This is a genomic window from Amycolatopsis sp. NPDC051373, assembly GCF_040689465.1.
In the GTDB taxonomy this organism is placed as follows: Bacteria; Actinomycetota; Actinomycetes; order Mycobacteriales; family Pseudonocardiaceae; genus Amycolatopsis.
Genome location: NZ_JBFBAE010000001.1, coordinates 549007 through 563575 on the forward strand (window position 1 = coordinate 549007; position 14569 = coordinate 563575).

At 66.2% G+C, this 14569-nt stretch carries 18 protein-coding genes; 4 read left to right on the plus strand and 14 right to left on the minus strand.

Annotated elements, in window-relative coordinates; genetic code table 11:
• Window positions 1–67: 67 nt before the first annotated feature.
• From AB0383_RS02700 to AB0383_RS02735, 8 genes are all read right to left on the minus strand, one after another.
• The gene (locus AB0383_RS02700) at window positions 68–1246 is read right to left on the minus strand and encodes a tyrosine-type recombinase/integrase (protein ID WP_366184692.1); all 1179 of its coding nucleotides are present in this window, start codon (window positions 1244–1246) and stop codon (window positions 68–70) included.
• A 1-nt stretch (window position 1247) separates the two neighbouring features.
• A complete protein-coding gene (locus AB0383_RS02705) occupies window positions 1248–1466 on the minus strand; it encodes an excisionase family DNA-binding protein (protein WP_366184694.1) in 219 nt (72 codons plus the stop codon).
• Between the two features lie 16 nt (window positions 1467–1482).
• A complete protein-coding gene (locus AB0383_RS02710) occupies window positions 1483–3075 on the minus strand; it encodes a replication initiator (RefSeq protein ID WP_366184696.1) in 1593 nt (530 codons plus the stop codon).
• Entirely contained in the window at window positions 3075–3461 is a 387-nt protein-coding gene (locus tag AB0383_RS02715) for a hypothetical protein (RefSeq protein ID WP_366184698.1), read from the minus strand. The genes AB0383_RS02710 and AB0383_RS02715 overlap by 1 nt, the downstream gene beginning before the upstream one ends.
• A complete protein-coding gene (locus tag AB0383_RS02720) occupies window positions 3458–5002 on the minus strand; it encodes an FtsK/SpoIIIE domain-containing protein (RefSeq protein WP_366184700.1) in 1545 nt (514 codons plus the stop codon). The genes AB0383_RS02715 and AB0383_RS02720 overlap by 4 nt, the downstream gene beginning before the upstream one ends.
• 330 nt (window positions 5003–5332) lie before the next feature.
• Entirely contained in the window at window positions 5333–5560 is a 228-nt protein-coding gene (locus tag AB0383_RS02725; protein WP_364169558.1) for an AMED_5909 family protein, read from the minus strand.
• 4 nt (window positions 5561–5564) lie between these two features.
• Window positions 5565–5813 (minus strand): hypothetical protein, encoded by a 249-nt coding sequence (locus tag AB0383_RS02730; protein WP_366184702.1) that lies wholly within the window; start codon window positions 5811–5813, stop codon window positions 5565–5567.
• Between the two features lie 276 nt (window positions 5814–6089).
• Window positions 6090–6542 carry a hypothetical protein gene (locus AB0383_RS02735; RefSeq protein ID WP_366184704.1) on the minus strand — a complete coding sequence of 151 codons (453 nt, stop codon included), beginning with the start codon at window positions 6540–6542 and terminating at the stop codon, window positions 6090–6092.
• A gap of 183 nt (window positions 6543–6725) precedes the next feature.
• Between AB0383_RS02735 and AB0383_RS02740 the strand changes: the two genes are divergently transcribed.
• Complete coding sequence (locus AB0383_RS02740) at window positions 6726–7493, plus strand: GntR family transcriptional regulator (protein WP_366184706.1); 768 nt, start codon at window positions 6726–6728, stop codon at window positions 7491–7493.
• Window positions 7494–7509: 16 nt separating this feature from the next.
• Window positions 7510–8175 carry a YdcF family protein gene (locus AB0383_RS02745; RefSeq protein ID WP_366184708.1) on the plus strand — a complete coding sequence of 222 codons (666 nt, stop codon included), beginning with the start codon at window positions 7510–7512 and terminating at the stop codon, window positions 8173–8175.
• Window positions 8176–8181: 6 nt separating this feature from the next.
• Here AB0383_RS02745 and AB0383_RS02750 read toward each other — a convergent pair whose 3' ends face one another.
• Together AB0383_RS02750 and AB0383_RS02755 are read right to left on the minus strand one after the other, a co-directional pair.
• Window positions 8182–8922: an HIRAN domain-containing protein gene (locus tag AB0383_RS02750; RefSeq protein ID WP_366184710.1), complete on the minus strand. Its 741-nt coding sequence runs from the start codon at window positions 8920–8922 to the stop codon at window positions 8182–8184.
• Between the two features lie 31 nt (window positions 8923–8953).
• Window positions 8954–9874, minus strand: a complete 921-nt coding sequence (locus AB0383_RS02755; RefSeq protein ID WP_366184712.1) for a hypothetical protein — start codon at window positions 9872–9874, stop codon at window positions 8954–8956.
• A gap of 1477 nt (window positions 9875–11351) precedes the next feature.
• Here AB0383_RS02755 and AB0383_RS02760 point away from each other — a divergent pair.
• Window positions 11352–11852 (plus strand): hypothetical protein, encoded by a 501-nt coding sequence (locus AB0383_RS02760; protein ID WP_366184714.1) that lies wholly within the window; start codon window positions 11352–11354, stop codon window positions 11850–11852.
• Window positions 11853–11867: 15 nt separating this feature from the next.
• Complete coding sequence (locus tag AB0383_RS02765; RefSeq protein ID WP_366184716.1) at window positions 11868–12143, plus strand: hypothetical protein; 276 nt, start codon at window positions 11868–11870, stop codon at window positions 12141–12143.
• Window positions 12144–12149: 6 nt separating this feature from the next.
• Here AB0383_RS02765 and AB0383_RS02770 read toward each other — a convergent pair whose 3' ends face one another.
• The 4 genes from AB0383_RS02770 to AB0383_RS02785 form a co-directional block, all read right to left on the minus strand.
• Complete coding sequence (locus AB0383_RS02770) at window positions 12150–12464, minus strand: hypothetical protein (protein WP_364169588.1); 315 nt, start codon at window positions 12462–12464, stop codon at window positions 12150–12152.
• Window positions 12461–12853, minus strand: coding sequence for a nuclear transport factor 2 family protein (locus AB0383_RS02775; protein WP_366184718.1), 393 nt, complete (start codon window positions 12851–12853; stop codon window positions 12461–12463). The genes AB0383_RS02770 and AB0383_RS02775 overlap by 4 nt, the downstream gene beginning before the upstream one ends.
• A gap of 119 nt (window positions 12854–12972) precedes the next feature.
• Window positions 12973–14166, minus strand: coding sequence for a sigma-70 family RNA polymerase sigma factor (locus AB0383_RS02780; RefSeq protein WP_366184720.1), 1194 nt, complete (start codon window positions 14164–14166; stop codon window positions 12973–12975).
• Entirely contained in the window at window positions 14163–14510 is a 348-nt protein-coding gene (locus tag AB0383_RS02785; RefSeq protein ID WP_354865245.1) for a YciI family protein, read from the minus strand. The genes AB0383_RS02780 and AB0383_RS02785 overlap by 4 nt, the downstream gene beginning before the upstream one ends.
• Window positions 14511–14569: the final 59 nt, after the last annotated feature.

Genomic DNA, 14569 nt, shown 5'->3' on the forward strand with positions numbered 1-14569 from the left:
TGTCTACTGTGGACCTGGGGCTTTCGTTTTGTGGCGCTGACATTTCTCGTATGCCATTAATGTGCCATTAGCCGACCGGAACCGGTAGGCCGTCCTCACCCTCGTCGTCTTCCGGCTCGATGCCCTTGCGGTGCCGGTCGACCAGCTTGGACAGCCGGTCCGCGATCTGCTGATCGGCGTCGCTGGTCGCTCGCTGGTAGATCAGGGCCGCCCGCATGTCGTCGTGCCCCATCCTCGCCATCAGGTCCTTGGTCGAGGTGCCGGCCTTGGACGCCCAGATGTTCCCGGCGTGCCGCAGATCGTGGAAGTGCAGCCCCTTCAGGCCCATCTTCTCCACTACCTCCGTCCACCGGGTCCGCTGACTGAAATTCGGACGGCGAACCGCATGGCCAGCTCGTTCCCCGGTGAAAAGCAGCGCGTCCTGCGGCGGCTTGACCCAGGTCCTTAGATGCTGAACCAGGTCGGGCCGGACGGCTGCCGGAATGATCACCGTGCGAACACCCGCCCGCGACTTGGGCGGCCCGACGACGAGCCCACGGCCGGGAACCTCGACCATCGCCCGGGACACCCGGACCCACGCCGCGTCCTCGGCGACGTCGCACCGACGCAGGGCGGTCACCTCACCCCAACGCAATGAACCGAACGCGGCGAGTAGTACCAGCGCACGGAACCGTTCCGGCATCCGCCCGGCCAGATCGAACACCTGAGGCACGGTGAGCACCGGCCGTTCGTCAGGGTTCTCCCGGTCAGCGCCCCGAACGCGGCATGGGTTGCGCACGAGGATCTTGTCTTCGTCCACCGCCGTGTTCAGGATCGCGCGCAGCAAGCGGTACGACTTGGCCGTCACCGACTCTGAGACGCCCGCCATTAGCCGGTCCGACCGCCACTGCCTCACCAGAGCCGGGGAAAGCTTTCCCAGCTCGACCCCACCAAGGCCGGGGTCTATGTGCTTGCGCAGCAACCACTTGTATAGCTCGACCGTGCGCGGACGCAGTCCCGGCCGCTCCGTGATCCACTGGTCCGCGTAGTCGCGGAGCTTGCGCTTCGCCCGTTCCGGGTCGATCCAGTCGCCGTGCGCGATCTGCGTTTCGACCTCGGACAGCCAACGTTCCGCCGTCCGCTTCGTGTCGAGGGTGTTGGGCGCCGTCCTCGTGATGCCGTCCGGTCCGGGATATCGGGCCTGCCAGCGACCTGACGGCAGTTGCCGAACGCTTCCGAACCCTCGGTGGCCGTGTTTGTTCGCCATTTCAAGCCGCCTTTCCGAGATCTCGACGGACCGATGCGCGAGTGATCGGCTCGACCCGCCCCAACTGCATGAATTCCTCCAGATCTGCCACCGCCAGCCGCACGTGCGCGCCGGCCTTGTGGAAAGCGATCCGTCGTTCAGCGATGAGCCGACGCACGAATCGGACGCCGGTGTTCAGGTAGTCGGCCGCTTCGTCGACCGTCAGGTATTTCGTCTCCATCCGTCCCCCTTCCTGGTCAGGCCGCTTGCCGAGTTGCCGAAGTTTCCGGCGGTCCTGCCGCGAGTAGCGCCCGGTCGTATTCGGCCTTCCACGTGATCCGCTCGGCGATGGCGCGCATGATGAGGTGATCCCGAGGCGGGACGTGGGAGTCGGTGGACTCGACCTTGCGCCAGACGAGCCGGGCCGGATCGGGTTCCGGCTTCTCGATCCCGACGACCGCGAGGGCCTGCTTCACGAACGACCTGCGGTCGGCCTTGTGGTCTACGAGCGTCTTGCCCGACCACTTCCGCGACACCAGCACGCGGCGCCCCGGAAGCCCGAGGGTGGTCCGCCGATGGGCCCGTCCCTTGCAGTGCCCAGGCGTGGTCTTGCTGTTGACGCCCTTGGGTTGGATGCCGTAGAGCAGCCAGACCGCACAGCGCGGCGAGCACGGCGTGACGGCGAGCTCGGCGTGAAGACGGTCGTGATGAGCGACATGGGCCGCGCCGGTGGCCTCGACGACCTCACCGGTGGACTTGGTGAGGTACTTCGTCAGGTAGCCGATGTGACGGCCGGCCTCTTCGGTGCCGCCAAGGATGCCCTTGGAGTGCACCTGACGCCCGAACGTCACCACGTGCGCCGGTTGCTCGACCTCCTCCACGGCGTCGTCCCAGGTGATCAGCGGTCGCCGCGTCTCCGGGTCGACAAAGCCACGTTCCGGACCGTCCCACGAGGGCACGCGGTCGGCGTAGACGAGCTGATCGTGGTTGGGCCACCAGACCTGGTGATACGTCGCCTCCGTGACCATGCGGATGGTCTCGTGCGAGATCGAACCGCGGAGCGCGGTGTGCAGGTGCGGCGCCGTCCGCTTCTGCGGCTCGACCGTGGCGAAGTACTGCACGTCCCAACCCACAACCCGGCGCAGGTTCTGCCACCACCGGTCCACGAGCGCAGAGAAGTGCACCGCGTCCCGAGCTGCCCGGCGGTAGTCGTACGTCGACGGATCAACAGGTGTGCCGTCCGAGCGCACCCGGCCGTAGGTGTCGCACGTGAGCGTGACGAACATCGACGGCCGGAACTTGCCTGCGAACTCCCTGCCCACGGTGGTCTTGGTGACCTTCTTCCGGGGCAGGTTGGGCGCGTCCTGGCGACGCTTGGTCGAGCGTTTCACTGGCTTCTTCGTGGGCAGGTCGAGGGAGGGCAGCCGGCCACGGACCCCGAGTTGCCGAAGTTCTTCATCCACTCCGGCGACCTCGGCTCGCACCTCCTCCGCCTCGGCCGGATCGTGGTCGACCACCTCCCTGTAGGCCGCGACGAGATCAGCGCGGTACGTCAGTAACTCCGTCTGGTCCTCGGTCGGTTCCTCAGGGGTGAGGTCCGGTTCCTCGGTCATGTGCCAGCCCTCGCGGCACTGGACCTGCCTAAGCGCCTTGGCCTTGCGTGCGCACGGCAGGCACACCGATTCCACAGTGGACCCGCAGGGGACCGGGACGTACTGCAGTTCCCCGGTTTCCTTGTCGCCGACTTCCATCGTGAAGGGACGAACGCACACCCCGTGCTTCTCGGCCGTCGCCCTGATGACGTCAGCCGCGAGGGGTTGGCGCATCCGTTCAGCACGAGTTTCGGCCATCAGGCAGCCACCTCCCCGGCACCGGCCCATCCCCGAAGAACGAAGACAGGGATGTCTTGGCGAACGCCTTCCGGCAGGTCCGGGAACGTCATCTCGTCGAACCGCACTCCGCCGTAGACCTGCACCGGGACGCCACATGGAGTTCGGCCATGAACGGCCAAGTGGACCCGGTCCGACGATCGAGGCCGCCAGATGGATGCCGACACCTCATCGAGCGTCGAGACCCACCGCAGGAGGCCGGCCGCGACCGCCGACAGTCCGGTCACGTCGAGCTGAACCACGAGCGGATCGGACCAAGCGGTGACAGTCACCGATGCCGTCGGCGGCAGTTGGTGCAGGTCCAAGTGGTCGCGGACAGCATCAAGGAAGACCATCAGCCGGTTCACGCCGCCACCCCCATCCCACGGGCGCTCAGATCGGCACGCCCGCCGTTGGTGACGTAGTGCTCCAGTGCCTTGACCGTCTCGTCGGAGACCCACCCGGCGCGGACACGGAGGGGTTCGCGTATGCCCTCGCCCCACACGTAGCCGACGCCGGCCTCGGAGTCGCCGATCCTGTTCGCCCAGGCACCGCGTTCGTACGCGCCATCCCCGAGGACCATCCCGACGTGGGTCTTCGAGGTGACTCGCAGGCACACCCGCCGAGTGAACAGCTCCCGCACCGGCACGGTGTCCTTGGTGGGTTCCTGGACGTAGCCGCGGACCGACATGCCCAGCGCCCGGCCCTGCGTGGTGAGCAGGGCAACCCGTTCCACGATGGCGTCGCGGGTCTTGCGGTCGGTGTACTTCGTGAGAGCCCCGATCTCGTCGAACTCCAGCAGCTCCAACGGGTACTCGGTCGATACCGGGATCGTGCGGACTCGCCCGGCGAAGGCCCGCTTGCGCGACTCCATCTCGTCCACCAGGCCGTCAAGGACCTCCAAGGCGTCCTTGCCGCTCACGGCGTAGCGGGAGAAGATGCCGCGTCCGTAGGCCAGCTCCATCCCCTTGGGGTCGATGCCCGACATGCGAACCACGCCGGAGCGGATCGCCGAAGCGGCCGCGACGAGCGGGCACCACATCACCGAGTTCTTCCCCGCACCCGAAGCGCCAGCCGTGAGCGTGTGCGCCCCAGAGCCGAGCAGCGGGATCCGCCAGTCCTTCCCGTACTCCGTCCGGCCAGCCGACACGTTGCGCAGATCCACCCCGCCGGCCTCAACACTCTCCGGTAGCGGCGGGCAGTGCACGAGTGAGGCCAGCCGGTCACGACGTTGGAAGTCGATGGAGACGACGTTCGGCGCGACCTCGCGAACCTGACACCGCGCGACCTTCCGCGCCACCGCCAACGCCCGGGCGGCCTCGTCGAAGTCCTCTGGCTTCTGACCAGCCACGAGCTCCACCCGAACCTCATCCCACGAGGCACCCGACCGAACCTTGCGCACCTTCGGAATCCGCGTCGCTGCCGGAGACGTCGAGCGACTGGCCTTGCGGCCGAGCAGGTTCACGTCCACCACGACCGGCAATGAACCGTCACGCACCGACAAGCCGCACGCGTGCAGCCAGGCCGGAAGCTTGCGGTTGTACATCCACCACCGCGCCCACCACGAGCGCAGGAACCGCCAGCACCACTGATCGAACGACACTGCGTCGATCAACCACCAGGCACCGAGCACAAGCGCGACGCCACCGAGCACGGCAGCAAGAGAGACCCAGCCCAACACCGCACACCACGCGAGCACCGCCACCACGGCGAGGCTGGTCCGCCACCGCGTCGCGAGCTGCGCGAGCGCCCAGACGATGGCCTTGCACACCCACCAGAGCGCGATGAAGACCACCGCAGCCGCTGCCAAGGCTTCCGCCACCGACGCCAGCGCGCGGCCGACCTTGTGCAGCACCCATACACCGACGCCGAGCGCCGCCATTGCCACAAGCACGAACCCGGCCGACATCAGCGACCACCCCGCGACGTGAGGTGCAACGGGAGCATTCCCGAGCAGGTCGCGCACTTCGTCTCGCCGGGAAGCAGCATCGCGAATCGCTTGCAGGAGCAGCAACGCGTCCGGGTGACCCCCGTTGACACGCGCCGTTTGTCATCGTTTAGCGTTGTCATTGTTCACTTCCGCTGGTTGTGGACAGCGCAGGAGCGGCATGGTTGGTAGCCGGTTTCCGCTTCTGCGCCTTACGTTTCTCATCCGCCGCATGAGGGCGTGATTGATCGCCGCACGTCATCGCGTGCGTTTTTCGCTGAAACTCTTGACTTATGGTTTGTCTACTTGGGACTACTCGGCCCGCGGCTTCTCCGCCTGGATCCGAGCCGACACCTCACCCGCCTTTCGTTCCTCGTACCCGACCCAGTACATGGCCTCGTGGTGATGCCACCGGTCAACGTCTGCGACGGCGCGGTACATCCGGGCGTTGCTCTGGTGGAACGCCACCCACGCGGTGAGATTGGCGTTGGAAGGCGGACGTCGCTCGATTGCCGCGTTGTGCGCGGCCTGGAGTGTCATGGGTTCAGTCGTCGTCGCCATCACGCACCACCCCGGCCCGAGCCTCGACCACTACCGCCAGCTGCTCCGCCCCGTCGCGGAGCTGGCGAAGGAACTCCGCGAACCTCGGCCACAGCGCCGGATCCGCCGGCGGGGCGATCGCCAAACTGTCCGGGTCGAGGTACAGCACCAGTCCCGGGACCGACGTCGAACCAAGCTGGTGCATCCCGGCGACCGCCTCCGCGCCTGGGGTCCAGGTCGCGTTGAACGCCACCCTCGTGTCCTTCCTCTTGTTGCCAAAACCGTGCCTGGTCCTCGAACGCCTCGGCAGCGGACTCCACTGCTGCGAGGAGCCACCACTCCAAGTCGTCCCGGTTGTCTGCGAGCGCCCGCCAGGCCGAAGCGACCGACCACGACGCATCCGCCATCGCGGAAGCCCCACCGTGGTCTCCCCGGCCCACCCGAGCCGCGAACTCCGACGCAGCGCCGTACCGGCGGTAGGCGTATTCCCACGCCTGCACCAAGTCGACCCCGGCGGGGACCCGCTTCATCACGCCGCCTTCTGCGCCGACTCAGTCGGGGCGTTGCGGGCCGGCTTCGCCGAGCTGGCAGAGGCCTTGAAGCCCGTCGCGCGGAAGGCGTAGGACTGGTACTTGAACTCCCCGTTCCCGGCCACGCGGGGTTCGGCGGTGAGCCCTTCCAACTCGATCGGCCGCATGCCCGGCAGAGCCTCGGACGTCGTCGGCACCGGCTGGACGTCGGCCAGGAACGTCACATCGAACGACGCGCGCTTGGAGTTGGTCTCGTTCGGGTCGGTGACCGTCGCCTTCCACTGGCGCTTGCCCGTGGTCTCGTCAACGCGCTGACGTGCTGGCCGACCCGCCGCCCGGTCCTCCCGCGACTGGTACTCGTTGTCCGGCGCGACTTCGCCGACCAGCACCAGGCCGAGCGGGAAAGCCTCGTCGAAGTCGATCGCGAACCGGTGTCCCTTGCTGATGGCCATCGTGGATGCCCCTTCTGTCGTCACATCTGGTCTCTGGGGTCCCTGTGGGACCGCTCACCCCGTTAGAGGTAGTTCTATTAGAGGCTGCGACGATCAACTTGTCAATAGAACTATCTCTAACACGCTCAGTAGACCATGATGAGCCGATACCGCTAGCGTTATCGACCGACAGAGGAGGACCACGTGGGCACTGGGTACCGCGAGCTGGCCGCCAGCCTGCGCGACGCGATCCAGCGGGGCGACTACGCCCCGGACTCGACGCTGCCGAAGCAAGAGGAGCTGGCCGAGGAGTACAGCGTCAACGTCAACACGGTCCGCAAAGCCGTCGGCGTCCTCGAAGCCGAAGGGCTGGTGACGCCGATCCGCCGGCGCGGCACCGTCGTCCGTGCGCGCCCGCCCATGAAACGCCTCGGCGCCGACCGCTACGCCAAGAGCAAGTGGAAGTACGGCGACACCGTGGCGTTCATCGCCGACCGCGAAGCCTCCGGCCGCGAGTGGAAGCCCACCGACCAGACCCAGACCGTCTCGAAGGTCGAAGCCGACAAGGAGATCGCCGAGGCCCTGGGCGTCGACGTCGGCTCACTCGTCTACGAGCGTGCGCGCCTGGTCAAGGACGCCGGCCAGCCCACGCACACCCTGTCCAGCTACTACCGCCCGGAAGACGTCGAGGGCACCCGCCTCGTCGACGACACCCCAGGACCGGCCGGCCGAGGCGGCGGCTTCCTCGTGCTCACGCTCCAGGGCCTCGAACCCGACACGATCAGCGAGACCTTCTACTCCCGCATGCCCACGCCCGATGAGATCGAGACGCTGGAGCTCCCGGCCGGCGAACCCGTCATGGTTCTGCAACGCCGCACCTTCACCGCAGACGGCCGAGTCGTCGAGTTCGCGCGCGGCATCCACGCTGCCAGCCGTTTCTCCTGGTCGTATACGTTCAAGCTCCCCGACTGACTCCGGAGTCTCCCGCATGACCGAGCGCTCGACCACCCTGCCGGACAACCTCCGCGCCGACGTCCAAACGCTCTGGGACTACCACGACATGCACCACGAACTCCGGCCCACGGACGTTGGGATCGGCCTGGGGAGCCACGATCTCGGCGTCGCCACGTACACGGCGGAGCTGTACCAGCAGGGGTACTTCCCGCGGATCGTCTTCACCGGAGCCAACGCGCCGACGACCGTCGAGCGGTTCCCGCGCGGGGAGGCTGTGCACTACCAGGAGCACGCGTTGGAACTGGGGATTCCGGATGACGCCATCCTGGTCGAGCCGGAGGCACGGAACACTGGGGACAACATCACGTTTAGCCGGCAGCTACTGGAGAGGCGGGAGATCGAGGTCAAGTCGGTCACGCTGATCTCGCGTCCGTACCAGCAGCGCCGGGCCTACGCGACGTGCAAGAAACTTTGGCCCGACGTAGACGTAGTCTGTGCGTCCCGGCCGCTGCCGCTAGATGAGTACATCGAAAGCATCGGTGACGTCGACCGAGTTATCAACATGCTCGTTGGCGATACACAGCGCATCATGACCTACCCCGAGCGCGGATTTGCCATTGAGCAGGAAATGTCCAGTGACGTCTTTCACTCGTTTCGCAACCTGATTTCTGCCGGCTTCACGAAACGGTTGATCAACTGACCGGACTTAGTAGGTTTCCCATCCAGAGCCAGAAAACGCCTCGTACCCGGGCATAACTTTCCCTCTTATCTCTGCGAGTAGGCGCATATGAACAGGCGACTCCGCACCGTTGACGTGACGAACTTGAATTCGACAATCTCCAGAATTGCGCACTTTGTGCACATACTCAACGAGCATGTTCGGAACCCAGCCGATGTCAATTTTTTCGTACTGAGAAACCAAAATTGCTCGCGGGTTTACCGGGTTATCCGGCTCGTCCCTGAGAAAAAGTTTCGAACCTGGCTGCAGGCTTCCAAGGATGGCGTCTCGACGGTCCTGATCAGGCATGCGATGGCGTATGCCGGCGACCAGGAAGCATCCAGCGGTGGAGCCGTCTGGACCTACGGTGGGCTCGGGGACCAAGTGGATGGTGTCCCCTGCAAGTCGCCCCTCAGTCCGCGCGATCTGTTCCCAAGTTGACGCTGTGTCGTCCAAGTCGAGGCTGCGCAGGTACTGAGAGTAGTCAGGCCGTCTGGGGCTCATGGCACGCTGCGCGAACAGCGGGAACAGCGCCTCGGACTCGTACACTCCGTCGAGCCGGGCGAAACCGATGAAAGGGCGGAAGCCCGAGACACGCGAAGCGCGCCTCAGATACCGAAATCGATGCTGCGTGCCGTCGAACTCAAGCAACCCCACAGCGTCAACAGCTCGGGTGACAGGGTGCTGCCAACCGACCGCCATCCTGCGGATAGTCAGGTCTCGGGTCATGCTCGTCCGCGAGTTAGCGGCCGACGCGAAGTCAACACTCATTGAGCAGCCTCTCCCGGTTGAGCCGAAGTACTTCCATTGCAAAGGTACGCGCAGGGTCTGACATTCCAGGGACGCTGGAGACGACGTTCACTAGAACGTTGGTGTCGATACCCTGGAGCCGATCCAGCCAGTAGCCGCGTGTGGCGGGACCGGCCATCCTGAGCCCCTCGGCCGCGAGCCCTACCAACGTGACTGGTCCAGGTGGCGTAGTGTGCTCGAACCGCCACGCTGTGCCCCGCTTCACCCAGTGCTCGACCTGGCCTTCGCGGAGCTTCTGCTCGCGCGCTGCGTCACGGAGGTTGTAGCCAAGGCTACTGCCATGATCGTAGGCGCCGCAAAGCATATCGGGCTGAGTCGGATCAGCCGGTCGCAGGATCGCCCAGTTCTCATCGTGGCGGTCACGGTTCGCGATCAGAGCGTCCAGTAGTAAATACCCAACAAACACGTCAAAGGCGTAGAAGCCTGACGGAAGATCCGATACGGGCGGCGGTGCGCAACCCGTGAGGGCAAGGCGAATGTTCGAGAGACTGTGGCCAGGGCGTCCGTTGACGCGATCGGCTCCGACCTGGTAGCCCGACACAACGGCAGGCATCAAGAGCATTCCTGTGAAGAGCTGCAGTGGCCTTGGGGCAAGATCAAGCGATATCAAGCCTCGCTCACCGTGATGACTGGCGAGCTCTACTTGCGCGCATGGCACGCCCAGGAGCCTGCCGACTTCTGAGGAGATCTTCTCGGACCAGTCTTCGCCCTGATCACCCCAATCGTGTGTAGTGATGGGCTTGAATAGCCACCGACGGGGATCCTGGCCTGAATCTGGTTCCTCCAGCCAAGTTTTAGCCTCTTCGCCGCGAGGTTCTATGGACGCAACTGGCCACTCGGACACGTCGATGACCTGGTACTGGCCTGTCATGTTCCACACCGCACAGGAGCAGAGGTCCTAACCACTCGATATATACCGAATCTGATGGCGTACGCGTTACAGCGCAAGCGGTGTCGTTGCCGAACTTGGCTCTATGGGATCAAGGGCGCGCCGCCGGCGGGCGGCGCGCCGGAGCGGGACCGAGCCGATCATCTGGGCGTCCGCCGCCGCTCCGACACGGCGGGCTGCCGCTCCGCTTCGCCCACCGGCCGGGCGGCGCGGCCGCCAGGACGCACGTACGTAGCGCCGCTCACCGACGGCGCGTGAGCGCCAAGGAGCCAGGGCTGGAGCCTCCCCATCGAGAGCCATGTCGTCACCGTCGCTCTCAGAGCCACGATCGTTACGCACGGAGGTCGCGAGGCTCCACCCCGAAGCCGGATCGTGACAACGGCCGGCACCACCGCGTCAAGGCGGGAAAGCGTGCCTTGACCCGGCGACACCGGCCGCGTGCTGGCTTCGTATCGGGGTGAAGGGATGGGACTGGGGTGTCGTCCGCGGTGTGCCGTCGAGGCCGACGGGCACGGTCAACAGGGACCAGCAACACGTAGGCGGAACCCCAGCTCAGGGCCACTTCAGTCCGGGTAGTTGTGCGGACACCAACTCGGCTAGGTCGCGCAATTGGTCAGTCTCCTCCAACTCGTTCCTCTTGCGGAGCACCGACAGCATCAGCGCCCATTGCCTGGGTTCCAGCATCAAGGTGACGATCTCGTCCCGTGGTGCCCATCCCAGTGAGTCCTTGCGGCTGTCATCGATCGTTCTATTCCATGCCCAGCCCGCCTCGCGGATGCTGTGAGCTGCCTGTACCTCCCTAGGCCATGCCCCATCATCGATACGGGTCTGAACCTCGTTGTCCAAGACCCCATCGATGAGGAGCCACTGACCTACGGTGACATGCACTGGCCCGATTGGTCGTTGCCCAATTGTTCGCACGCCGCGATCTTGTCGAGAGGCTTGGCCGTGAGTCAACAGCAACTGGCGCACACAGGGATGCCTCCCGGAGACGGCCCTGGGACCTCACACCGCTTCGGCGATCAAGGGGAGGCGCCTGTCCGGTGATCCTCACCGAAAGGGTGCAGGCGGGGCCGGCTCCGCCGTGCCATTGCCGTGCCATTGCCGTGCCATTGAGGCCGGTCAACCACGGTCAACAGGGGCAAGCGCCAGGCAGACGGAACCGCAGGTCAGGACCACTATCGGCCATGATCACCCTGGTTCCCAAGCTGAATACGCGGGTTCGATTCCCGTCATCCGCTCCAAGAACTGTTCTTGCAGCTCGGACGGGGTGTTTCCCGAGATTGGGAAGCACCCTTCTGGCTTTCTGCGTACTGTTCCAACAACATCCCAGCAACATCACTCGGCGGCTCCATTTCCGCGCTCTTTCTTCTCCGGCCGGTGTTCGACGAAGGCGCCAGCTAGTGGCCGGCGACCCTGGTGCGGTCCATGCGACCGTCCTGCCCGCCATACTCGGCAAGTGAACGACTACTCCTGGCCCGACGATCCCTACCAGCAGCTTGCAGAGCGAGCGCGCACCACCTGGACTGCAACAACCGAAGGCCTGCCGATCGGAACCCACATCACCGGCCAGGTCATCGGCAGGCAGCCCTTCGGGATATTCATCCGCATCGACAACCATCCCGATGCTGTGGGACTCGCCGAGATCACCACTATGCCGCGGCATATGGAACTTCCCATCGTCGGTACCCACGTCGCCGCCAGAGTCATCTGGCACGCCGCGCACAACCATCAGGTGAAGCTGAGCCTGGACGACGACTGGAACGACAACACCCCGGGTTCTGCCTCGGAACCCGGCACCGCTTCTGAGATCGAAGGGCAGGCACGTTCGACGATCTCCTCAGCCCCAAGTCGCTCGGGACTTTCCAGCAACATCCCAACCACATGCCCCGGTCAGCCCCGGTCAAGAGAGGCACCCCACGACACATGCTCGACCGCAGGTCACCGCCACCAATCTTGAGGGATAATCCCACCCATGACGCATGGCGAGCAGCTCTGCGAAGTCATCAACGACCTCCTCCGCATCCTCCGCACCGGCGAGCACGACACGTCCTGGAGCAGCTACCGCTCCACCGACGACGCCATCGCCGAGCTGGAACACCTCGAAGACCGCATCCGCCAAGGCGACCCCAAGGCCGAGCAACGGCTCAAAGAACTCTTCCTCCCCACCGGCGCGCTGGAGGAAATCGCCGTCTCCAGCGGCTGGGTTGGAACGTGGATCGAGCTCACCAAGAAGGTCGATCCACAATAGACAGGCTCACACATCGTCCCCGACGTCGAGCTTGCGGTAGAAGGTCACCTGCGGCTGAGTGGTGACGCCGGCCGCCGCCATCAGCGCGCCGATGCGGTCGCTTTCGGAGGAGAAGAAAGCCTGGAACGACGCCTCGTCCGGCCAGACGTCGACGACCAGGATGTCCTTGTCGTCGGCCCAGAAGTGGTGGGACTGCAGGCCGTGGGCGCGGGCGGAGGCGATGATGGCTGACATGCGGTCGGGGTCGGAGGCGGCGGCCTGCTCGAACTGGGCGCCGTTGCCGGGGACGCGGAGGAGCATCAGCACGGACATGGTGATCACGCCCAGAAGGCGTCGTCGGAGGATTCGTCCTGGGAGACGTCCAGCAGGTCGACCGCTTGGCCGTCGCGCATTCTGAATACCAGCGCGTGGCGGGTGTCGAGGTGTTTGTCGCCGCGGGTGCCGGTGGAGTGGTAGACCGTGACGACCTCGTCGTCGTCCGCGTAGACCTCTTCGAGGGCCACGCGGAGGGTGCCGTCGCTGCGGGTGGCGAGCTCGCCGTACATCGACAGGATCGCGTCGCGGCCCTTGTGGTCGCCGGAAAAGACGTTGTGGCCCGGCATGTGTTGCACGGCGTCGGCGGCGATGAGCTCGGACAGGGCCGCGACTTCGCCGGCGGAGAAGGCCGCGTAGCCGCGGCGGATGAGTGTCGCGTTGGGGTGTTCGGCCATCGTGGAGCCCCCTCAGCAAAGAAAGTTGGGCGCCCTGGGTGCGGGCGCGTTCACCGGCCGCAGGGCGTGTCACCATCGAACGCGCCGGGCCGCGAACGTGTCAAGGCCGCCCTATTCACCTATTCACCTGCTCGGCGACGCAGCAAGGCCACGTGGCCGGCACCAAGGCCCGCCGCCTCGGCGCCGGCCACAGCAGCCAGAGCCGCGGAGCGATTTCCCAAGCGGCGCAGGAGTTCCGCGCGCGTCGCGTGCCACCAGGGGTAGTCCGCCAGGCCGTCCAGCGCGTCCACGAGGGGCAGGGCCACGGCGGCGCCGTCACGTTCGGCGATCGCGGCGGCGCGGTTCAGTGACACCACCGGGCTCGGGCGGACGGTGAAAAGCACGTCATACCAAGAGATCACGGCGTCCCAGTTGGTCGACTCGTACGTCGGCGCCAAGGCGTGACAAGCCGCGATCGCCGCTTCCACCACATAAGGATTGGGCCCGGAAGGCGTCCGCCGCAAAGCACGCCCCACCAGCAAAACGCCCTCCTGGATCAGTGCGGCGTCCCACAAAGAACGATCCTGATCGGCCAGCAGCACGGGCAACCCGTCGTCGGCGACGCGCGTGCACCTGCGCGCGTCGTGCAGCAACAGCAAGGCCAGCAGCCCCAGCACCGTCGGCTCGTCCGGCATCAGCGACGCGAGCAGCCGCGCCAGCCGCACGGCCTCGTCGACCAGCGGAGCGCGCACGCCCACGTACCCCTCGTTGAAGATCAGGTACACGGTCGCCGCCACACCGGAAAGCCGCTCAGGCAGCTCCTCCGCCGCCGGCACGCGGTACGGGATCCCCGCCGTCGCGATCTTCTGCTTCGCCCGCGTCAGCCGCTTCGCCGCCGTCGCCTCGGGCAGCCGCAGGCCGCGCGCGACCTCGGCGGTCGACAAACCGCCGAGCGTCCGCAGCGACAAAGCGACCTGCGCGTCCACCGACAGACACGGGTGGCAGCAGGTGAACACGAGGCGCAGCAAGTCGTCACGGATCACGGAAGGCGGCGGATCTTCGTCGGCGAGCGGCATCGCGTCCGCCTCCTTCCCGACGCGCTTGGCCTCGCGGCGCAGCACGTCGACGGCGCGTCGCCGCGCCGTCACGAGCAGCCAGGCCCGCGGGTTGTCCGGGACGCCGTCGCGCGGCCACGTTTCGAGCGCCCGCACGACGGCGTCCTGCACCGCGTCCTCGGCCAGGTCCACGCTGCCGATGACCCGCACGAGCGTGGCGAGCACCCGGGTCCCCTCATCCCGGATGAGCCGCGCCAGCGTGTCACCGGCGACCGTCACGAGAACTCGACGATCGGGCGCACCTCGACGGCGCCGTCCCACGCGGCCGGGATCTGGGCGGCGACCTTGACCGCTTCGTCGAGGTCGGCGCATTCGATGAGGTAGAAGCCGGTGAGGGCTTCCTTCGTCTCGGCGTACGGGCCGTCGCTGGTCACGATGTCGCCGCCCTTGCCGCCGTTCACGCGGACGGTGGTGGCCGTCGCGGTCGGGTACAGGGCGTTGCCGCCACGGATGACGGCGGCGGCCGCCGCACCGAATTCGTTGTAGTCCTTCATCATCGACGCGGCTTCGGGCTGCGTCGGGTCCACGTCGGCGGAGTAGATGAGCGCGGCATAGGTGGGCATGGCTGCTCCTGATGAGTGTCCGGACCGGCGCCGTTCGCCGGCTAACACTCTAAGGACGA